At 66.7% G+C, this 21469-nt stretch carries 19 protein-coding genes; 10 read left to right on the top strand and 9 right to left on the bottom strand.

The features are described 5' to 3' along the window. Positions 1-575 precede the first annotated feature (575 nt). From OHZ10_RS07780 to OHZ10_RS07760, 5 genes are all read left to right on the top strand, one after another. Complete coding sequence (locus OHZ10_RS07780) at positions 576-1823, top strand: ROK family protein (protein ID WP_059236793.1); 1248 nt, start codon at positions 576-578, stop codon at positions 1821-1823. Continuing rightward, entirely contained in the window at positions 1810-3363 is a 1554-nt protein-coding gene (locus OHZ10_RS07775) for a sugar ABC transporter ATP-binding protein (protein ID WP_256085927.1), read from the top strand. The genes OHZ10_RS07780 and OHZ10_RS07775 overlap by 14 nt, the downstream gene beginning before the upstream one ends. Before the next feature lie 40 nt (positions 3364-3403). Further along, complete coding sequence (locus OHZ10_RS07770; RefSeq protein ID WP_059234608.1) at positions 3404-4441, top strand: ABC transporter permease subunit; 1038 nt, start codon at positions 3404-3406, stop codon at positions 4439-4441. Positions 4442-4524: 83 nt separating this feature from the next. Next, complete coding sequence (locus OHZ10_RS07765) at positions 4525-5469, top strand: ABC transporter substrate-binding protein (RefSeq protein WP_059234610.1); 945 nt, start codon at positions 4525-4527, stop codon at positions 5467-5469. A gap of 131 nt (positions 5470-5600) precedes the next feature. Next, positions 5601-6539, top strand: coding sequence for a carbohydrate kinase (locus OHZ10_RS07760; protein ID WP_342704194.1), 939 nt, complete (start codon positions 5601-5603; stop codon positions 6537-6539). Positions 6540-6561: 22 nt separating this feature from the next. Here OHZ10_RS07760 and OHZ10_RS07755 read toward each other — a convergent pair whose 3' ends face one another. From OHZ10_RS07755 to OHZ10_RS07745, 3 genes are all read right to left on the bottom strand, one after another. Further along, on the bottom strand, positions 6562-8292 hold the full coding sequence (locus OHZ10_RS07755) for a SulP family inorganic anion transporter (RefSeq protein ID WP_059234612.1): 1731 nt from the start codon (positions 8290-8292) through the stop codon (positions 6562-6564). A 23-nt stretch (positions 8293-8315) separates the two neighbouring features. Beyond that, positions 8316-8942: a ParB-like protein gene (locus OHZ10_RS07750; RefSeq protein WP_059234614.1), complete on the bottom strand. Its 627-nt coding sequence runs from the start codon at positions 8940-8942 to the stop codon at positions 8316-8318. A gap of 125 nt (positions 8943-9067) precedes the next feature. After that, a complete protein-coding gene (locus tag OHZ10_RS07745; protein ID WP_340624072.1) occupies positions 9068-9610 on the bottom strand; it encodes a GNAT family N-acetyltransferase in 543 nt (180 codons plus the stop codon). Positions 9611-9904: 294 nt separating this feature from the next. Here OHZ10_RS07745 and OHZ10_RS07740 point away from each other — a divergent pair, with 294 nt between their 5' ends. The 4 genes from OHZ10_RS07740 (at position 9905) to OHZ10_RS07725 (ending at position 15022) form a co-directional block, all read left to right on the top strand. After that, entirely contained in the window at positions 9905-11125 is a 1221-nt protein-coding gene (locus tag OHZ10_RS07740; RefSeq protein ID WP_059236799.1) for an MFS transporter, read from the top strand. 215 nt (positions 11126-11340) lie between these two features. Then, complete coding sequence (locus OHZ10_RS07735) at positions 11341-12162, top strand: TetR/AcrR family transcriptional regulator (protein ID WP_043182625.1); 822 nt, start codon at positions 11341-11343, stop codon at positions 12160-12162. A 161-nt stretch (positions 12163-12323) separates the two neighbouring features. Beyond that, a complete protein-coding gene (locus OHZ10_RS07730) occupies positions 12324-14078 on the top strand; it encodes an AMP-binding protein (RefSeq protein WP_340624071.1) in 1755 nt (584 codons plus the stop codon). Between the two features lie 29 nt (positions 14079-14107). Next, positions 14108-15022 carry a DUF1571 domain-containing protein gene (locus tag OHZ10_RS07725; RefSeq protein ID WP_342704190.1) on the top strand — a complete coding sequence of 305 codons (915 nt, stop codon included), beginning with the start codon at positions 14108-14110 and terminating at the stop codon, positions 15020-15022. Between the two features lie 27 nt (positions 15023-15049). On the opposite strand, the gene OHZ10_RS07720 is transcribed toward OHZ10_RS07725, so the two are convergent. Continuing rightward, entirely contained in the window at positions 15050-15331 is a 282-nt protein-coding gene (locus OHZ10_RS07720; protein WP_059234620.1) for a PXPV repeat protein, read from the bottom strand. Between the two features lie 295 nt (positions 15332-15626). Here OHZ10_RS07720 and hfq point away from each other — a divergent pair, with 295 nt between their 5' ends. Further along, complete coding sequence (gene hfq / locus OHZ10_RS07715) at positions 15627-16205, top strand: RNA chaperone Hfq (RefSeq protein ID WP_059234622.1); 579 nt, start codon at positions 15627-15629, stop codon at positions 16203-16205. 78 nt (positions 16206-16283) lie between these two features. Here hfq and OHZ10_RS07710 read toward each other — a convergent pair whose 3' ends face one another. Genes OHZ10_RS07710 through OHZ10_RS07690 form a run of 5 tightly spaced genes read right to left on the bottom strand, consistent with a single transcriptional unit; the run spans position 16284 to position 21461 of the window. Beyond that, a complete protein-coding gene (locus tag OHZ10_RS07710) occupies positions 16284-16991 on the bottom strand; it encodes a DUF2968 domain-containing protein (RefSeq protein WP_059234625.1) in 708 nt (235 codons plus the stop codon). 54 nt (positions 16992-17045) lie between these two features. Beyond that, the gene (locus tag OHZ10_RS07705; RefSeq protein ID WP_059234627.1) at positions 17046-18437 is read right to left on the bottom strand and encodes a sigma 54-interacting transcriptional regulator; all 1392 of its coding nucleotides are present in this window, start codon (positions 18435-18437) and stop codon (positions 17046-17048) included. Between the two features lie 13 nt (positions 18438-18450). Then, positions 18451-20262 carry a TadG family pilus assembly protein gene (locus tag OHZ10_RS07700; protein WP_059234628.1) on the bottom strand — a complete coding sequence of 604 codons (1812 nt, stop codon included), beginning with the start codon at positions 20260-20262 and terminating at the stop codon, positions 18451-18453. Between the two features lie 12 nt (positions 20263-20274). After that, the gene (locus OHZ10_RS07695; RefSeq protein ID WP_342704187.1) at positions 20275-20610 is read right to left on the bottom strand and encodes a DUF3613 domain-containing protein; all 336 of its coding nucleotides are present in this window, start codon (positions 20608-20610) and stop codon (positions 20275-20277) included. A gap of 23 nt (positions 20611-20633) precedes the next feature. Next, complete coding sequence (locus OHZ10_RS07690) at positions 20634-21461, bottom strand: pilus assembly protein (protein ID WP_059236803.1); 828 nt, start codon at positions 21459-21461, stop codon at positions 20634-20636. Positions 21462-21469 lie beyond the last annotated feature (8 nt).

Raw genomic sequence — 21469 nt, 5'->3', positions numbered from 1 at the left:
TGCTCCGGGTTCGTGCCGCCGCGCGCACCACCCAATTCCATCGGCAAACGCAACGACAGGTCGCGTTCGCTCGATGCCACGCGCGCGCCCGGACGATCGGCCGTGCGCCGATTCGCCACCGGTGACGACGACCGTCGTCGTGTAAAGCAGCAGCGGCTCGCTGCCGGCAAGCGATCAGGCAACGACACTGAAGGTCGTGTCGTGCGTTGCATGGGTTTCTCGCGGAAGAAGACACGGCGCGATCCCGATCGCACCATGCCGGATGTTCAAGAGCGATTCCGAACCGTACGATCCGGCACCGCCGGGCTTCGCCTCGTGCGGGTTACGGCGACACGCGCAATCCCGCGGGAAATCGTAGCGTGCTGGTCCATCCCGGCTCATCAGACGAATGCCACATTTCCCGATTTCCAGGCACTCGCGATCGATCCCCGGTTCCCCATGCCGGCACGTACCCTCCCCGTCACAAGACAAAACCGGGATTTCCCTAGGCTGACATGCCGGCGCTCACGCGGTTAAATAAATCAACGTGATTTATTTAATGCGCCGCCAAGCGGTGCGACATGGAAGGAGACGCCATGAGAAGCCCGCACTTCGGCCAGGGAAGCAATTCGGCCAACGTGCGCCGTTACAACGAGCGCCTGCTGCTGAAGACGCTGCGCCGCGTGGGCAGCGCGTCGAAGGCCGACCTCGCCCGTCTCGCGAACATGACGGGCACGGCGGTCGGCAGCATCATCGAATCGCTCGCCGACGCGAAGCTGATCGAATTCGCTGGCCGCACCGAAGGCCAGCGCGGCCAGCCCGCCTCATTGATCCGCCTCGACCCGCGCGGCGCGTTCGGCATCGGCGTCCATCTCGACCGGATGCGCATCGAGACCGCGCTCGTCAACTTTGCAGGCGACGTGCTCGGCCGCCGCTCGCACGACACGCTGCTGCCGCCCCCCGCCGACGTGCTCGAAATCGTGCGTCACGACATCGGCGCGATGCAGGCCCTGCTCCCCGACCATGAACGCGCGCGCCTGACCGGCATCGGCGTCGCGCAGCCCTACAACCTCGGCGCGTGGATGCGCGAGCTGGGCCTCGCGCCCGACACGTTCCGTACATGGGAAGACGTCGATTTCGCGGCCGACCTCGGCCGCACGCTGTCGCTGCCGGTCTTCGGCGAAAACGACGGCAACGCGGCCGCGATCGCCGAACTGTTCTACGGATACGGCCGGCAGTGCGACGATTTCGTCTACCTGTTCATCGGGCCGGCGATCGGCGGCGGCATCGCGATCGATGGCGACTGCCTGCGCGGCGTGACCGGCAATGCGGGCGACATCGCCGTGATTCCGGTACCGCCGAGCCGGCTCGCCTCCGCGCCGCCGCCGCGCGGCCCGTGGGACATCCTGCTCGCGCGCGCGTCGCTGCATGCACTCGTGCGCCATCTGCGCCATCACGGCGAGACGGTCGACAACCGCGCCGATCTCGAAGCATGCATCGCCCGCGGCCTGCCGGCCGTCGACGAATGGATCGACGATTGCGTCGACGCGCTTGCGCCCGCGTTGCGCGCGGTGCTGTGCGTGGTCGATGCGCCGGTGGTCGTGCTCGACGCCGACACCGATGCGGGCCTGCTCGACGCGGTCACGACGCGCCTGCGCTCGGCGCTGGTCGCCACCGCGCCCGAAGCGCGCGGCACGCCGACGCTCGTACGCGGTACGTTCGGCGCCGACGCCGGCGCGATCGGCGCGGCCACGCTGCCGATGTTCTTCAACTTCTCCCCGCGGGCCGGCATCCTCAAGGGCGCCCGCACCGACTCGCAGGAGGTCAACCATGTCGCGATCTGAGTCGCCCCGTCCTTTGCTCGAGATGCGCGGGATCAGCAAGACGTTCCCGGCCGTACGCGCGCTCGACAACGTCAGCCTGACCGTCTATCCCGGCGAGATCCATTCGCTGATGGGCGAGAACGGCGCGGGCAAATCGACGTTGATGAAGATCCTGTCGGGCGCGTATCGCGCCGATGCCGGCGGCGAGATCCTGATCGACGGCGAACGCATCGACATCGACAGCCCGCTCGCCGCGCGCGATGCCGGCGTCGCGGTGATCTACCAGGAGCTGTGCCTGTCGCCGAACCTGACCGTCGCGGAAAACATCTACATCGGCCGCGAACTGCGGCGCGGCAACCGGCGCTGGGGCACGATCGACCGCGCGGCGATGGCGCGCGGCTGCCAGGACGTGCTCGCGCGCCTGGGTGCGCCGTTCGGGCCCGACACGCTCGTCGATACGCTGTCGATCGCCGAACAGCAGCTCGTCGAAATCGCGCGCGCCGTGCACACCCGCGCCCGCATCCTCGTGATGGACGAACCGACCACTCCGCTGTCGTCGCGCGAAACGGAACACCTGTTCAGCCTGATCCGCCAGTTGCGCGAGGAAGGCCTCGCGATCATCTACATCAGTCACCGGATGGCGGAGATCTACGAACTGTCCGACCGCGTGTCGGTACTGCGCGACGGCGCGTACGTCGGTACGCTCGAACGCGCCTCGCTGTCGGCCGATCGGCTCGTCGCGATGATGGTCGGCCGCGACATTTCCGGCTTCTACAAGAAGGAGCACGCGCAGTACGACCCCGGCCACCTGCTGCTGTCGGTCCGCGACATCGCCGACGGCGCACGCGTGCGCGGCTGCAGCCTCGACCTGCACGCCGGCGAAGTACTCGGCGTCGCGGGGCTCGTCGGCGCGGGCCGCACCGAACTCGCGCGGCTGATCTTCGGCGCCGAACCGCGCGTGCGCGGCGACGTGAAGCTGGGCGACCGCACGTTCGGCGCACACTCGCCGCGCGACGCGATCGACGCGGGGCTCGTCTACCTGACCGAGGACCGCAAGCGCCAGGGCCTGTTCCTCGACATGAGCGTGCGCGACAACATCAACATCTCGGTGTGCAACCGTGACGCCCGGCTCGGCGCACTCGACCTCGCACGCGGCGCCGAACGTGCGCGCGACGCGATCGCGTCGTTGTCGATCCGCGTCCCCCACGCGAACGTCAACGTCGGCGCGCTGTCCGGCGGCAACCAGCAGAAAGTGCTGCTGTCGCGGCTGCTCGAGACGAAGCCGCGCGTGCTGATCCTCGACGAACCGACGCGCGGCGTCGACATCGGCGCGAAATCCGAGATCTACCGGATCATCAACGAACTGGCCCGTGCCGGCGTGGGTGTGATCGTGATCTCGAGCGAGCTTCCGGAAATCATCGGCGTCGCGGATCGCGTGCTCGTGATGCGCGAAGGCGAGATCGCAGGCGAACTCGGCGGCCACACGCACACGCCCATCACGCAGGAAGCGATCATCGCGCTCGCCACCGGCTCGCAGGCCGAACTCGCGGACGCGCACTGAGCCCGCCCCTTCATTTCACTCTTACATTCAGGTTACCGAAATGATCAACCCGACCAAGCAGCGGAACCTCGCTTCCGCGACGGCCCATCCGGTGGCCAACCGTACGCCCCTGATGCGCGGCGCCGATCATCGCGCCCGCATGCAATCGCTGATCCGCACGGCCGGCATGCTGCCGGTGCTGCTGATCCTGTGCGTCGGCTTCGGCTTCCTGACCGACGGCTTCTTCACGCTGCAGAACCTGTCGATCGTCACGCAGCAGGCATCGATCAACATCGTGCTCGCGGCCGGCATGACCTTCGTGATCCTGACGGGCGGCATCGACCTGTCGGTCGGCTCGGTGCTCGCCGCTGCGGCCGTCGCCGCGCTGCTCGCGTCGACGATTCCCGGCTGGGGCTGGCTCGGCGTGCCGTTCGCACTCGTCGTCGGCCTCGTGTTCGGCGCAATCAACGGCGGGCTGATCTCGTTCCTGCGCCTGCCGCCGTTCATCGTCACGCTCGGCGCGATGACGGCCGTGCGCGGCGTCGCGCGCCTGATCGGCAACGACACGACCGTGTTCAATCCGCAACTGCCGTTCGCGTTCATCGGCAACGGCTCGATCCTCGGCGTGCCGTGGCTCGTCGTGATCGCATGCGCGGTGATCGCGATCTCGTGGTTCATCCTGCGCCGCACGGTGCTCGGGATGCGGATCTATTCGGTCGGCGGCAATCCGGAAGCCGCACGCCTGTCGGGCATCAACGTGCGGGCGATCCAGATGTTCGTCTATGCGGCGTCGGGGCTGCTGGCCGGCCTCGGCGCGGTGATGTCGGCCGCGCGGCTCTATGCGGCCAACGGCCTGCAGCTCGGCCAGTCCTACGAACTCGACGCGATCGCCGCGGTGATCCTCGGCGGCACGAGCTTCGTCGGCGGCGTCGGCTCGATCGTCGGCACGCTGATCGGCGCGCTGATCATCGCCGTCCTGACGAACGGCCTCGTGCTGCTCGGCGTGTCCGACATCTGGCAGTACATCATCAAGGGGCTCGTGATCATCGGCGCCGTTGCGCTCGATCGCTATCGCCAGCGCGATTCCGCACGCACCTGACCCCTTCCCGTCGATTCCACCTTGCGGCGCAGGCCGGACCGCCTGCGCCCGTTCGCCAACAAACCTCACGGAGACACCACGACATGTTCAAGCACACCGCCGCCCTGACCGCCGTCGCCTGCGCGCTCGCCTTCGGCGCTGCCGCCGCCCATGCGGCCGACAAGCCGCTCAAATCGATCGGCGTCACGGTCGGGTCGCTCGGCAACCCGTACTTCGTCACGATCGTCAAGGGCGCCGAAGCACGCGCGAAGCAGCTCAATCCGAATGCGAAGGTCACGGCCGTCTCGGCCGACTACGACCTGAACAAGCAGTTCACGCAGATCGACAACTTCATCTCCGCACACGTCGACATGATCCTGCTCAACGCAACCGATCCGAAGGCGATCGAACCGGCGGTGAAGAAGGCGCAGGCGGCCGGCATCACGGTCGTCGCGATCGACGTCGCCGCGGCCGGCGCGAATGCGACCGTACAGACCAACAACGTGAAGGCCGGCGAACTCGCGTGCGACTACATCGCGAAGAAGCTCAACGGCAAGGGCAACGTGATCATCGAGAACGGCCCGCAGGTATCGGCCGTGATCGATCGCGTCAACGGCTGCAAGACCGTGCTCGCGAAAAACGCCGGCATCAAGCTGCTGTCGAGCGACCAGGACGGCAAGGGCTCGCGCGAAGGCGGGATGAACGCGATGCAAGGCTACCTGACGCGCTTTCCGAAACTCGACGCGGTGTTCACGATCAACGACCCGCAGGCGATCGGCAGCGACCTCGCCGCGAAGCAACTGAACCGTCCGGGCATCGTGATCACGTCGGTCGACGGCGCACCCGACATCGAGGTCGCGCTCAAGTCCAACACGCTCGTGCAGGCGTCGTCGAGCCAGGATCCGTGGGCGATGGCGCAGCAGGCCGTGAACGTCGGCTACGGGATCATGAACGGCCAGAAGCCGGCCAATCCGATGATCCTGATCGAGCCGACGCTCATCACGCGCGACAACGTGAAGACCTACAAGGGCTGGAGCACGCCGCGCTGATCGCGCCGCCCCGCTGCCCGCCGAACCCGGGCGGTGCGGGGCCGCGCGCCATGCGCGACGGCCCGCACTGCCCGCTTTCTTGGATCAACCGCCGTACGGCCGTGCGCAACGCCACGGCACAAGGTTTCGACATGACGACGACGTTCCCCCGCCTGATCGTATTCGGCGAAGCGCTGACCGATTTCATCCGCGACGACGCACAGCACTGGCACAGCGTCGCTGGCGGCTCATGCTGGAACGTCGCACGCGTCGGCGCGCGGCTCGCCGTGCCGACGGCCTTCGCCGGCACGGTCAGCCGCGACACCTTCGGCGACGAGCTGATGCGCAAGAGCGCCGACGCCGGGCTCGACATGCGCTTCATCCGGCAGGTCGACCGCGCGCCGCTGCTCGCGATGGTCGTGTCGAAGCAGCCGCCCCACTATTTCTTCATCGGCGAGAACAGCGCCGATCTCGCATTCGATCCGGCCGACCTGCCCGCCGGATCCTTCGACGCGGCGGAGATCATGCACGTCGGCTCGCTCGGCGTCGTGCGCGAGCCGCTCGCGTCACGCCTGATCGAGCTCGCACAGGCCGCGCGTGCGGCCGGCAAGCGGATTTCGTTCGACCCGAACTTCCGGGTGCCGATGGCTGCGCCGTCGTATCGCGACACGCTGCGCCGGCTGGCCGCGCTCGCCGACTGGATCAAGGTATCCGACGAAGATCTGCGCGGGCTGTTTCCCGAACTCGACGAGGCGGCCGCGCTCGCGCAACTGCGCGAATGGGCGCCCGACGCGACGATGCTCGTCACGCGCGGCGCATCGGGCATGCAACTCCTGCATCGCGACACCGTGCTGTTCCAGCCTGCATTCCCGACCGAAGTCGCCGACACGGTCGGTTGCGGCGACGCGAGCGTCGGCGGCTGGCTCGCGAGCCAGCTTACGCGCCCCGATGCGACGGCCGTCGAACATCTGCGCTACGCGGCCGCCTGCGCGGCGGTGGCCTGCGCGCATGCAGGCGCCTATGCGCCGACGGCCGGGGAAGTGGCCGGCATGATCGATCGCACGGCCAGCGCCGCCGCGCTTTCGCAATAGACGGCGCCGTCGCGCCGCCGTGTCAGGCGGCGGTCGTTCCGTCGCTGCCGTCCGGCGGCATGCCTGCCGTCAGCAGTTGCAGGCTCTCGTCGACGCTCAGTTCCGACATCGCGTCGTCGTGCAGCGTATCGTCCGCCGCGCGGCGCAGCGCATGCAGCGCATGCACCTTGAGCCGGACGATCGCGAGCCGCAATCCGCGCGCCGCGCATTCGGCCGCAAAGGTACGCAACGATTCGATCGTCGTACCGTCGACATCCGGCGTTTCCTCGAGACTCAGCATCACGGTATGCGTGTCCGGCGCGGCCTTCATCAGCGCACGCACGCGATTCAGCATCCGGTCCGCATTCGCGAAGAACAGTTGCGCCTCGGGCCGCACGATCAGCACGCCCGGCACCGGCTTCGCGTCGGCATGGCTCGCGACGTCGACGAAGTCGTGGCTGTCGCGCAGCCGGCCGAGCACGCTGACGTTCGGTTCGGACAGCTTGCGCAGCGTCAGCAGCAGGCTCACGCCGATGGCCGCGAGCAAGCCGTGCAGCACGCCGAGCACGAGTACCGCGAGCAGCGCCGCGATTACCACGAGCCGGTCGCGATGCCACGCCCAGTACGGCCGGAACACGGACGGATGCAGCGAGTGGCTGACCGCGAAGATCACGATGGCGGCAAGCACGGGCTCCGGCGTGCGCGCGAGTTGCGGCAGCAGCAGCCAGACGATCAGCGCGACCACGCCGGCCGCCCACAGGCCGGCAAAGCGCGACTGCGCACCGGCCGCCTCGTTCGCCGACGTCGCCGAATAGCCGGCGCCCACCGGCATCCCGTGCAGCAGCCCAGACACGAGGTTCGCGCAGCCGAGCGCCACGAGGTCGCGGTTCGGCGACACGGTATCGCCATGCTTGAGCGCAAAGTTGCGGATCGAACCGTACGACTCCGCATACAGGATCAGCATCAGCGCGAACGCGAGTTCGACCGTCTGCATCCACGCGTTGCGGTCGAGACGCGGCAGGCCGAATTCGAGGTGCCGGAAGTCGATATGGCCGACGATCGCGATCCCGTATCGCTGCCAGTCGATCGCATAGCCGGCCGCGATCGACAGCACGATCACGACGAGCGTCGCGGGCACGCGCGAGCGGCGCCCGAGCGCGAACAGCAACGCCAGCGCGAGCGCACCGAGCACGACGCTCGCGAGGTTCGCATGCGGCGCGCCGGTGATCAGGTCGAGCGCGACGCGCGGCGCATCGCTGTGCTGCACGGAAATCGCGAGGATCTTCGGCAACTGCTTGATGACGATCGTCAGCGCGAGACCGAACGTGAAGCCGCGCAGCACGGGCCGTGCGACGAAATCCGACATGCCGCCGAGCCGCGCGGCGCCCGCGAGGATGAACAGCACGCCCGTCATCGCAACGAGCGCCGCCGCGAGCGCGAGCTGCGCGGCCAGTGCCATCCCCGATTCGGCGAGCACGGTTGCCGCGAGCACCGCAGCCGACGAAGACGTCGACGACACGATCGCGAAGCGGCTGCTGCCCGTCAGCGCATAGACGACGAGCCCCGACAGCAGCGCGATCAGGCCGGCCTGCGGCGGCAGGTTGGCGAGCCCCGCATACGCGACCGCTTCGGGAATCAGCAGCCCGGCGATCGACAGGCCGGCCAGCGCATCGAGGCCGATGCGCCGCCTGGGCGGCGGCGAAGCCGCATCGAGCGCGGCGAAATGGTCCGCATGCTGCGGGCCGGCGTCGGGGCGGATCGGGGCAGTCGTCATGAGCGGTCGGCGCCGTGCGCCGGTCAGGGTTTGACGGCGATGACGCCCGACCAGCCGGGCAGATAGCGCGCATCCTGCTCGTGTGCGCGATGCAGCGCGACGTCGAGCGCCTTCGCGAAATTCTTGCGGATCTGGTCGAGCGACACGTGCTGGCGCAGGTAATCGGCCCACAGGAATTCGCTGAACGGCGTTGCGTCCTTCGCATAGCCGCCCGCCGTGCGCAGCTCGCCGGCGAGGCTGCGGTACGGATCGTCCTCGAGCCCGGTCAGCGCCTTCGGCAAGTGCGCATAGTCGCGCCGCGAGCCGTCCGCGCCGAACGGATGCACCCACTGGTTGTGTTCCATCATCCGCCAGAAGATCGTGTCGTCGAGCCACGACAGATCCTTCAGCAGCATCGCGTTCACGCGCGACTCGCCCTCCTCGATCAGCGCGAGGCCGAGGTGGTGATGATCGGTGATGTAGTGCATCCCGTCCGGGCCGAGGATCGCCGGGAACCAGTGCGATTCGATCGCGGCCTTGCGCGCACGCTTGTCGAGCGCCTTCCAGTGCTTGCGCTTCGCCTTGACTTCGCGATAGCCCACCGTCATCTGCGTCGGACGCAACGCGTCGAGCCGGACGGGAATGAGATGAACGTCGTTGCCGAGTGCCATGGTCGTACCCCATGTTGCGAAATTCCGGCAACGATACTCCTGATCGCGCGAGCCGTTAATACGTCATGACCTCGATACGCGTGCGGTTGACGATCTCTGACACCCGCCGCGCGCACGACGCGGCGTTACGTGCGCAGATCGTTGCGTTCGAGACGATGGCGAATGTAAGGAATGCCGTCGTTCACGACGCTCACGCGGCGCATCCCGAGCTTGTGCGCAACGTTCAGCGAGCCGCTGTTGGCTTCCGCGATGTCGGCGATCACGCGCGGCAGGCGCACGGTGTCGAACGCGTGCCGCACGACGGCCTGCGCGGCCTCGCTCGCGATGCCGCGCCCCCAGGTCGCGCGCACGAGCCGCCAGCCGATCTCGACGTCGTGCGCCCCGTCCACATAGTCGGGAATCAGCAGGATCCAGCCGACGAATGCATCGGGCGCCGTCTTCTCGAAGATCGACCAGTAGCCGAGGCCCGGCGGATAGTCGCGCGTGATCCGGTGCATGACGAAGCGGCGATGCTCGACGGGGTCGTGCCACGGGCCCGCGATGTGCCGCGTGACCTCTGGATCGCGATCCATCGCGAGGCACGCATCGAGATCGGCCAGCACGCGCGGACGCAGCCACAGCCTGGCTGTTTCGAGCACGGGCAATTCGGCGGCGGAACGTTCATTCATCCGGACTCCTGATTCGGTGACGATGCGCATCGAACGCATTACAGAATGGATACAAAAAGCCTTCCGGAATGATACAGACACCTGTCGCGGGTCTCGCGCGGCCCCGTTTCCGTTTCCGAAACAGTTCATTTCGTAGGGATTATTCCCGATTCGGGGGTATCGCGCCCCGCATCGCGCAGCGCGGACGCCTACACTCGATCCATGCCCCCGCGCCGCGCGCCGGCCGGGCCGGCATCCGCATGCACAATCCGCATGCACATCGTGCGCGCACAAGCCAACGTGGAGACCTCGGACATGAGCTGGACCCGCGAACAACGCAACGTCACGATCGCCGCCTACCTGGGCTGGACGCTCGATGCGTTCGATTTTTTCCTGATGGTTTTCGTGCTGAAGGATATCGCCGCGGAATTCGCGTCGACGATCCCCGCGGTCGCGTTCGCACTCACACTGACGCTCGCGATGCGCCCGCTCGGCGCGCTGATCTTCGGCCGGCTTGCCGACCGCTTCGGGCGCCGCCCGACACTGATGGTCAATATCGCGTGCTACTCGCTGCTCGAACTTGCGTCGGGTTTCGCGCCGAGCCTCACCGCGCTGCTCGTACTGCGCGCGCTGTTCGGCATCGCGATGGGCGGCGAATGGGGCGTCGGCTCCGCGCTGACGATGGAGACCGTGCCGACCCATGCGCGCGGCTTCGTGTCGGGACTGCTGCAGGCCGGCTACCCGAGCGGCTACCTGCTCGCGTCCGTCGTGTTCGGCCTGTTCTACCAAACCATCGGCTGGCGCGGCATGTTCATGGTCGGCGTGCTGCCCGCGCTGCTCGTGCTGTACGTCCGGGCGCACGTGCCCGAATCGCCGGCGTGGAAGCAGATGGAGAAGCGCCCGCGCCCGAGCCTCGGCGCCACGCTGAAGCAGAACTGGAAGCTCACGATCTACGCGATCGTGCTGATGACCGCGTTCAACTTCTTCTCGCACGGTACGCAGGATCTCTATCCGACCTTCCTGCGCGAACAGCATCACTTCGATCCGCATACCGTGTCGTGGATCACGATCGTGCTCAACATCGGCGCGATCGTCGGCGGCCTGTCGTTCGGTGCGATCTCGGAGCGGATCGGCCGGCGCCGCGCGGTCTTCATCGCCGCGTTGATCGCATTGCCCGTGCTGCCGCTGTGGGCGTTCTCGAGCGGCCCGGTTGCGCTCGCAGCAGGCGCGTTCCTGATGCAGATCTCGGTACAGGGCGCGTGGGGCGTGATTCCGGTTCACCTGAACGAGATCTCGCCCGACGAAATCCGGGCCACCTTCCCCGGCGTCGTCTATCAGCTCGGCAACCTGCTCGCGTCCGGCAACGCGACGATGCAGGCGTCGCTCGCCGTTTCGAACGGCAACAACTACGGCTTCGCGCTCGCGCTCGTGGCCGGCATCGTCGCCGTTGCGATCGCCGTGCTGATCCTGTTCAGCCGCGAACGGCGCGGTATCGACATGACGCAATCGGTCAATACGCGTAGCACGGTCGGCTAAACCCGCACCTTGCGGCACCGCATCATCGCGCGCGCCCCGTCCCGCCGGGGTCGCGCACCGCACTTTCCGCATTCGCACATCGAACTAGAGGAATTTGTCCAGATTCCCCGCTTGCCCGCTCCGCCCGCGATTTTTTATCTTAATAAAAACGACTGTTTGAATCAGATAATCAAATCACCTGTTCGCGGCCGGGAAACCGGCATGGGAGGCGGAACATGGCAGTAAGTCAGGAGGGGCGGCCATCCGCGGGACGGCCGTCCGGGGCACGGTCATCCGGCACTCGGCAGACCGGCGGGACGAAGGCGCGCATCCTCGATGCGGCCGAGGATCTCTTCATCGAGCACGGCTTCGAAGCGATGTCGATGCGGCAGATCACGTCGCGCGCGGCGGTCAACCTCGCGGCGGTCAACTACCACTTCGGCAGCAAGGAAGCGCTGATCCACGCGATGCTGTCGCGCCGGCTCGACCAGCTCAACCAGGAGCGCCTCGGCATCCTCGACCGCTTCGATGCGCAACTCGGCACGCACATCACCTGCGAGCACGTGCTCGGCGCGATGTTCATTCCCGCGCTGAAGGCGTCGCGCAATCCCGAGCGCGGCGGGCCCGGGTTTCTCCGGCTGATCGGCCGCGCGTACACCGATCCGTCGCCGTTCGTGCGCAACTTCCTGACCGCGCACTACGCGAGCGTCGCGGGCCGCTTCTTCGACGCGTTCCAGCGCGCGTTGCCGCATCTGCCGCGCACCGAGCTCGGCTGGCGGCTGCACTTCGCGATCGGCGCGCTGTCCGGCGCGCTCGCGGGCGCCGAAACGGAAAGCCTGATCGACGAGTTCTCGCAAGGACGCACGATGAACGACGTGCAGATGATCGCGCGGCTGTCGTCGCTGATCGTCGCCGCGCTGAAGGCGCCGATGCCCGACAGCGCGCAACTGTCGATCTTCGCGGCGGTACTCGACGACGCGGGTGCGAGCGAAGCGTTCGGGTTGCCGCAGTCGGGCGCGACGACCGCCGATACGGCGACGCTGCATTCCACGAACTGAGCGCGCGAAGCCACGCGCGGCTTCCTGTTCACGATTTGATTGATACGCGCGGTCATGCAGGGCGTCGAGGCGCCCGCACCGACCGGCCGCGAAGCACGGGGCATGGGCAGGCGCCGAAGCGCCCGCCTGCCCTCGCCGAGAGCCAAGACCGGAGACACGTCATGTCATCTTCCGCAGCAACCACCGCGGCCCAGGTTCCGCCGAACACCGACGGCATCTGGTACGCGTCGTACCCGCCCGGCGTCCCGCACGAAATCGACGTCGCGCAATACGCGTCGCTCGTGCAGTTCTTCGACGAATGCACGACCCGCTTCGCCGACCGCGTCGCGTACGTGAGCGCCGGCGCGTCGATGACCTATCGCACGCTCGCCCGGAAGGTCGACGCATTCGCGTCGTACCTGCAAAGCCTCGGCGTGAAGCCGGGCGACCGCGTCGCGATCATGCTGCCGAACACGTTCCAGTATCCGGTCGCGCTGTTCGGCACGCTGAAGGCCGGCGCGATCGTCGTCAACGTGAACCCGCTCTACACTGTGCGCGAACTCGCGCACCAGCTGAAGGACAGCGGCGCGCAGACGATCGTCGTGTTCGAGAACTTCGCGCGCACGCTGCAGGATGCGCTGCCGGAAACGCAGGTGAAGAACATTGTCGTCACCGCGCTCGGCGACCTGCTCGCCGACGGCTTCAATGCGAAAGGACGCCTGATCAATTTCGTCCTGAAGTACGTGAAGAAGCTCGTGCCCGCCTATCACCTGCCGCAGGCCATCCGGCTGCGCTCCGCCCTCGCGCTCGGCGCACGCGGCAAGCCGCAGCGCGTGCAGACGACGCGCGACGACCTCGCGTTCCTGCAGTACACGGGCGGCACGACCGGCGTCGCGAAAGGCGCGATGCTCACGCACGGCAACCTGATCGCGAACCTGCTGCAGGCAAAGGCCTGGATCGCCGACCAGGTGTCGGGCGACGTCGAAACCGTGCTCACGCCGTTGCCGCTTTATCACATCTATTCGCTGACGGTGAACGCGTTCATCTTCATGGGACTCGGCGGGCGCAACATCCTGATCGCGAACCCGCGCGACATGAAGATGGTGATGAAGATCATCCGCAACGAAACGTTCACGGGGATCACCGGCATCAACACGCTGTACAACGCGTTCCTCGACAACGAGGAATTCCGCAAGCGCGATTTCTCGAAGCTCAAGCTCGCGATGGCGGGCGGGATGGCGATGCAGCGCGCGGTCGCGGAGCGTTTCCAGCAGGTGACGGGGCGGCCGGTCGTCGAAGGCTACGGCCTCACCGAATGCTCGCCGATCGTCACGATGAATCCCGTGGACCTGAACGACATGGCCGCATTCAGCGGGTCGATCGGCCTGCCCGCGCCGTCCACCGTCGTGCGCTTTCGCCGCGAGGACGGCACCTGGGCCGCCATCGGCGAGCCGGGGGAGCTGTGCGTGCATGGCCCGCAGGTGATGCGCGGCTACTGGCAGCGCCCCGACGAGACGGCCAAGGTGATCGACGCCGACGGCTGGCTCGGCACCGGCGACATCGGCGTGATGGACGAGCGCGGCTTCATCCGCCTCATCGACCGCAAGAAGGACATGATCCTCGTGTCGGGCTTCAACGTGTATCCGAACGAGATCGAGGAAGTGCTCGTGATGCATCCCGGCATCAGCGAAGCCGCGGCAATCGGCATTCCCGACGAGGTACAGGGCGAACGGATCAAGGTGTTCGTCGTGCGCCGCGACCCGTCGCTGACGGTCGACGACGTGCTCGCGCACTGCCGCAAGAACCTGACCGGCTACAAGATGCCGAAATTCGTCGAGTTCCGCGACGCGCTGCCGCAGACCAACGTCGGCAAGATCCTGCGCCGCGCGCTGCGCGACGAGGAACTCGCCAGGATCAAGGCCGCGAAGCAAGGCTGAACGATCCATCGCTCCGGGAGATGCTGTCGATGAACGAAGGAATGAAGCGCCGTACGCGGCATGCCGCCACGGCAGCCGCTTGCGTGCTGTCGCTCGCGCACGCGGGCCTGCATGCTCAGGAAACGGCCGGCGCCGCGAGCGCGGCACAGGAAGTCGCGCTGCCGGCGGACCTCGCGAAGGTCACGCACGAGCCACTCGCGCAACAGGCGCGCTGGTTGCGCACGGCAGCCCAGCACGGCACGCTCGCGCAGCTCGACGACGCGACGCTGACGGCGCTCTTCAAGGCGCTCGATCCGCTCGCCGTGCCGCTCTACATCCGTAACGGTCCCAACGGCTATCCGTCGTACCAGTTCACGATGGTGCGCCAGGAGCGCATCAGCGGAAAATGGTCCGACACGCCCGACCGCATGCTCGTGAAGACGACCCGCGAGCCGCTGCGCGTGTATGCGAAATGGCTGCCGGGCGGCGCCCATGACGGACAGGAGACCATCTACGATACGACCCAGCGCAAGGACGAGATGTACGGCCATCTCGGCGGCCTGCTCGGCAAGATTCCGCTGTGGACGGCGATCGACGGCGCACTGGCGCGCGCCCAGTCGAATCACCAGGTGAAGGATCTCGGCACCGAGTTCATCACGAACCTGTACCTGACCGAAGGGAAGAAATACCTGGAAGCCGGCGTGCAGCGGCCAACCAATGTGGAAGTCCGAACGATCAGCGGCGTACGTGTTGTCACGCTCACCTACGAAACGCCGACCGGCCGGCCGCAGTTCTATGCGAAAAAGGAAATCCTCGGGCTCGACCTGCACGCCCCGTATTTCCGGACCGTCGAGTCCTATGACAACGACGGCAAGATCTTCGAGCGGATCGTCATCGAGAAAATCGCGCCGGCGACCCTCGACGACACCGCATTCGACCCGAAAAACCCCGACTACGCGTTCTGATTCGCGCCGCCGGTGCGGGCCTCGGGTTCAATCGTCATCGTCGTCGCCGTGGTGCTTGCGCCAATGCTTGTAGTAGTGCTTGCGCCACTTCCGGTAACGATCGTCGTCGTCATCGCCGTAGTAGCCGTATCCGTAGCCCGGATAGGCGACGATGGCCGGCTGCGGCGCCACATAGACCGGTGCCGGCTCGACATAGACCGGTGCGACCGGTACGCCGATGCCGACCGACAGGTCGACATGCGCCATTGCACTGCCGGAAACAAGCCATGCCATGCTCCCGATCACCCCTGCCACTTGTCTCTTGTTCATGCTGCGGATCCCTGACAAGCCGGCCCGCCCGGCTCACGCAAGCAATATAAGGATGGCGCCCGCGCCGAGGTGATACCGCGCTGCGAGAGTCGTAACGCAACGTAACGAAACGGCTTTGGCCGTTCGGCCGAATCGCGAAAATGCGCCGGAACGTCTATAGTGGGTTACGGTTCGACACAATCACGACTGCGCGCTTGCCTATCGAACAGGGTAGAATCCCGCCAAACGCCTTGTGGACGAACACGCCACACACACGCACAACATATTCTCTGACGCAGGCTCCTGCCGCACCTCAATGGCCAATCCCGCAGAATCCCATCCGCAAAACGACTTCATCAATTCGGCGCGCAAGGAACGTAAGCGCGTTGAAATCTATCTCGTCAACGGCATTCGTCTGACGGGGTGTATTGAGTCGTTCGACCAGTATCTGGTGATGCTGCGCACCCCCGTGGGTCTGCAAGGCATCTACAAGCGTGCGATTTCCACGATCCAGCTCGACACCGGCGGCTCGCGCCCGGGCGGCAGCGGCCCCCGCGGGCCGCGCACCGGCGGTCGCCCCGGCGGCCGTGAAGGCGGCGGTCACAGCCCGTACGGCTCGCACGGCGGCTCGCGCGAATCGCGCGGCGACGGCGGCTACGGCTCCCGCGAACCGCGTGAAGGCTATGGTTCGCGTGAACCGCGCGAGGGTTACGGCTCGCGCGAGCCGCGCGAAGGCTACGGCGCACCGCGCGAACCCCGTGAGCCGCGCGAAAGCTACGGCGCGCCGCGCGACACCGGCGATGCATCAGGCAACACGTCGTCGCCGGATTCCCGCGGCGGCAACGGGCCGGTGATCGTGACGCGCCGCCGGCGAATCGTGCCGGACGGCCAGTAAAACCAAAGGGCAAGCCAAACGGCTTGCCCTTTTTACTTGTACGGCCGGCGCGGCATGTCGCCGCACCGCCGCCGACACTCAGCGCGCCGTCGCCGGCAGGCCCGCGTTGGCCTCGCGCTGCAGCGAGCGCACCTGCTGCTGCAAGGCGCGCAGTTGCGACTGCAGTTCGGCCTGCTGCGCCTGCAGCGCAACCGTCTCGCTGCGTACGCTCTTCTGGCGGTCCGAAACGGCCGCCTGCTGCTGGCGAGCGATCGAGATGTCGGCCTGCAGACGCCGCGCACGGTCCTGCGTGACCTCGATCTGCTTGTCCGTCTGCGCCTTCTGCGATTCCAGCTTTGCCGCGCGCAGCTCGTTGACCGCCAGCCGCTCGGCCTGGCGCGAGAAATCGCGATAGATCGCTTCCGCGCGCGTTTCGTCGTACGTCTTGATCACGCGCCAGAACGCCTTCTGCTGGAACAGCGCAACGAAGTACGCGCCGTCCTTTACGTTGAACAGCAGGCTTGCGCCATAGCTGCCGTTGTAGCTCGTTCGCATTTCCGTCAGCGAGTGTGCCTGGATCTGGCGCTGCAGGTCGTCGACCGTGCTTTGCCCCGTCGTCTCGCCCGCCTGCGGCTGCACCGACGCCTGGACCTGCGAATCGATCACCGGAATCGCAGCCACCGGCGCAGACGCCTGCTGCACTGCCGACGGATCGCTGCCTGCCAGCCCCTGCGCGAACGCGCCCTGCATGCCTCCCACCATGGCGAGCAACACGCCCACCCGCCCCAACCCCGTCATATGGCTCATGAAGTTTTATTCCCGCCCGAGTCGTTGTAATTCAGCGCGATTTTATCTCATTAATTACTCGCTTTCGCGTGTCTCGGGCTCTTCGTCGAAGATCTGATATTTGCGCATTTTTTCCCACAGTACCTTGCGGCTGATGCCGAGCTGCTGCGCCGTGTCCTGACGCCGCCAACCGTTTGCGTCGAGCGCCGCGATGACGCGGCTGCGCTCGTTCATGTCCCACTTGCTGCGATCGACGAAGACCTCGGCCGCACTTTCGGCCGGCACCGGCTGGGCCGAGTTCCGTGCGTGTGCGATCAGCCGCTGCAGCCGCGCGGCATCCCACCCGCCCGTCTGCCGCACCGTCACGCCGACGCGCTCCGCGAGGTTGCGCAGTTCGCGCACGTTGCCGGGGAAATAGCTGTCCGCGACCGAATCCGTCAACCAGTACGGCAGATCGGACAACTCGGCGAGCCGCTCTTCGCCGACCACCTCGGCGACGAACGACTTGAACAACGCGATCTTGTCGACCGCGCCGCGCTCTTCCAGCGACGGAATGCTCAGCTCGATCACCGCGAGCCGGTAGTAGAGATCGGCGCGAAACAGCCCTTCCTTCACGAGCTGCGGCAACTTCTTGTTGCTCGCCGCGACCAGGCGGAAATCGACCTTGACCGGCGCCGTCGCACCGACCCGCAACACCGCGCCGTCCTCGAGCACACGCAGCAGCTTGACCTGCTGGTACAGCGGCAGATCGCCGACTTCGTCGAGGAACAGCGTGCCGCCGCCAGCCTGCTCGAAATAGCCTTTATGCGCAACAACCGCGCCGGTGAACGATCCTTTCGCATGCCCGAAGAACAGCGATTCGAACAGGCCGTCGGGAATCGCGCCGCAGTTCACCGGCACGAATTCGCCGTGCCGGTAGCGCGAGTGCTTTTCGTGCAGCAGTTGCGCGATGCGCTCCTTGCCGACGCCGGTTTCTCCATGCAGCAGCACGTTGGTGTCGCAGTCGGCGAACGTATCGACTTCGTGCAACAGCGCCTGCATCGATTCCGAATGCGCGACGAGTTCGGACGGCTGCAACGTTTCGGCCGCGTGCGCGCGCAGTTGCGTGACGAGCTTGCCGATCATGCCGCGCAGTTCGGCACACGTGAAGTCGAGCGGCAGGACGTGCGAATACTCGGGCGGATACTGCGACGCGTCGTGATCGCGCGCCGCGCCGACCCAGACGACCGGCATGCCGATGTTGGCCTGCCAGTCGCGCAGGAATGCTGCGCCGCCTTCGATCATCGTCACGCTGATGATCGCCAGCGACCGCCGCATCGCGGCGCGCTCGGGCGAGACCACCGCGTTGTCGGCGCGGATCACTTCGACGTCGAAGCTCGCCATGCACCGGGCGACGCGGTCGACGATGTCCGCCTTGCCTTCCCAGACATACAGGTCGAGCTCTTCGATTGCGGGCGTATTTCTCATCTGATCTGCTTCTTCAGTAAACCGTTTGGGCGACCCCGCAATTGAGCGAGATCTGATGGACCGTCGCCGCGCCAACCTGGACGCCGAGGAGATTCAGCAGCGGAACGAGGACTGCGTCAAGGCTCGACAGGAGCGGCCCGAGCAGACCGCTCAAAAAGCTGAGCAACGTGGAGACGAAGTTCCCCGGAACCGTCAGGATGCTGGCGCCGAACAGGCCGACGTTGACGGTGATATTTGCGGCCGCGAGTTGCGTCAATGCCGAACTGAGCGCCGAGCCGAGCGCATTCGAGTTCACGGTCCAGTAATTCGCATCGATTCCCGGTACGCCATTGAACGTATGCGATTGGGACGCGCCTTGCACCTGAACCGAGATGTTGGACATGGAAGCCGTCAACTGGGCAATCCCGAGAACATTGGCGTTGATGATCTGAGCCGGCGATGTACAGCTGTAACTCGACGACAGGCTGATCTGGCCGGACGCATTGAGCGGAGGCTTGCCGATGCACAGATTGGCCACGCCCGGTTGTGCGGTAATGACGACCGTGCTTGCCGCCTGCGTGGAGGCGCATTGGGTCGAGTTCAACGTCGCAGTGCCGGTACCTGCCTGCAGATAAATCGGCAGATTGACGTCGACATTCACGCTCAGCAAAGTCAGCAAAGCGCCAAGCAGCGGCAACTGCGCCGTGCCGAGATCGACATTGAGATACACGCCCACCGCCGCGGTCGACGCCTTCGTGCGCCACGTTCCCGTCGACGGATCGATCCCGCCCTCGCCGATGCCGATCGACGGCGGGCTGATGATCTGCACCTGCAGCTGCGTCCCCGTCAGCCCGCCGAGATTCAGCGACGGCACATTGACCGTGACCGCCGGCTTGCCCGTTGCCGCGATCTCCGCGCCGACGAGCAGCAGGTCGAGCAGATCCACCTGCGCGTTGAGCGCCGCCTGCGTATCTGCGAGCGCGACGTTCAGCAAGCCGCCGGCGCCGCCGAGGCCGATCGTCGTCCCCGGAATGTTGGCGCTCAGGATCGCCTGCAGCGTGGCGAGGCTCGCCTGCAGGTTGGCGTTCGCGACGGCCGTCTGCGTGGCGGCGTTCACCATCAACTGGACCAGTTGCGGCAACGTGAGCTTCAGCGCGAGCAGTTGATCGACCGTGCCGACGCCCGCCGCCACGACGAGATCGCCGACCGTCACGTTCGTGCAGGCCAGCGATTGATACGACCCGATGTTCAGGTTCAGGTTGGCGCCGAGCAACCCGCCGATCAGTCCGTTGACGAGCCCCGGATTGCCGGACACGGGCGCGGATCCGCCCGCGCAACCGACGCCGCCGAGCGCCGCGAGGGTCGCCCCGACCGAGAACGTATCGATGTTCGTCGAACGCGCGGTCGATACCGCCGACACCGTCTGCGGCGGTCCGACGAAGAAGAACGGCACCTGACGCGTGACGATCACCTTCGCCGCGTTCAACTGCGTGGTCCCCGGAGTCGCAGTCGCGTAGTAGCTGGGTTTCGGATTGACCGACGTGTCCCAGCGGCCGCATTCGATGCTGATCGTGTCGCCGTTCGACGCATTGAGCCCGTTCGACTGCGCGTTGCTGGTCGCCGTGGCGGTCGGTTGCGAACAGGCATCGTCCATCCGCTGCACGGCCGCGAGCGCGGCCATGTCGGCAATCCGCTGCACGTCCCGGCGCTGGTAAAAGAGGTTACCGACGCCGATCGCGCCAAGCGTCGTGATGGCGATCAGCGTCGCGATGATCGCCATCACCGAGAACGCGCCGCGCTGTCGTGACGCGCGGCGGATTGCGCCGCCACTGTGCCGGGTATTCACCGTTTTGCTCCGTCAGCGCGCGAGGTCGCCACCGGACGATCCGCCGCTGCCGCCGCCACTGCCGCCACTGCCGCCGCCGCCCGCCGTCGACATCGTGCCGAACCACTGCGGAATCGGCGTCTTGAACGTGTCGATGTAGCGCTGATAGGCATACGTGCCGGCCGCGCCGTCGATCGGCTGAGGCGTGGCGGCCGCACGATTCGAACGCTGCAGGTCGAGCAGCGCGTTCGTCGCATGACCGATCTCGGACGCCGGCGTGTCGCTTTGCGCGTGCGCGATGCCCGCACCCAGCGCGCATGCGAACGCGACGCACACGGCCCGCACGCGGATTGAGGAAAGGTGAAACATGATGGCCTCCGTGAATATCGTCGTTATCGCGCGAAACGCTGCAGCAGCGGCACGGCGAGATCGAAGTTGTCGCTGCTCGCCACCGCCGGCGCGGACGTCGTGGCCGGCGCACGGGCAATCGCGCGCTGCTGCGCGCGCACCGCGGCCGCGACCTTCGTCTCGTCGTCGTGAATCTGGCTGCGTACCGCAGGCGAAAGCTTCTGCTGATCCATCAGCCGCCGCGCGTCCTTCGCGTGACCGGTCGCGAGCAGGTACAGCACGAAGTTGCTGAGGATTTTCGGGTTCTTCTGCTCGAGTTCGGCCGCCTTCAGCAGCGGCACGCGTGCGCCCGCCAGGTCGCCTTCGCGCATCCGCGAATACGCGAGATCGGACAGCGTTGCCGCATCGGTCGGCGCAAGCGCCGTCGCCTGTTCGAGTTGCTGCGCGGCAAGCGCAAAATCGCCGCGGGCGCCGGCGGTCAGACCCAGCCCGCGATAGCCGCGCGCGGCAAGCGGCGTCGTCAGCAGCTTCGTATAGGCGGCCACGCCCGCGTCGTACTGGCCGGTCGCGCGCAATGCGTCGGCGCGCAGCAGGATCGTGTCCGGCGAGGCGCCATATTGCTTCTCGTACTGATCGATGTGCGCGAGCGACGCGAAATACAGCCCCTGCGCCTGCATGCGGTCGATCAGGCCCAGATACATGCCCGGCGTATCCGGCTTCGCATTCTTGTCGGCGGCGGCCTGCATCAGCGCACCGCGTTCGGCCTGCGCACCGATTCCGTATCCGGACTCCTTGAACAGCGAGCACCCGCTGGCAAGCAACGCGAACGCCGTCGCGCCTGCGATCGTGCCGATCCAACTCAATCGATTCATCTTGTGTC

The organism is Burkholderia arboris (genome assembly GCF_038723655.1).
Taxonomy (GTDB): Bacteria; Pseudomonadota; Gammaproteobacteria; order Burkholderiales; family Burkholderiaceae; genus Burkholderia; species Burkholderia arboris.
This window is presented reverse-complemented; position numbering and strand designations above follow the sequence as displayed.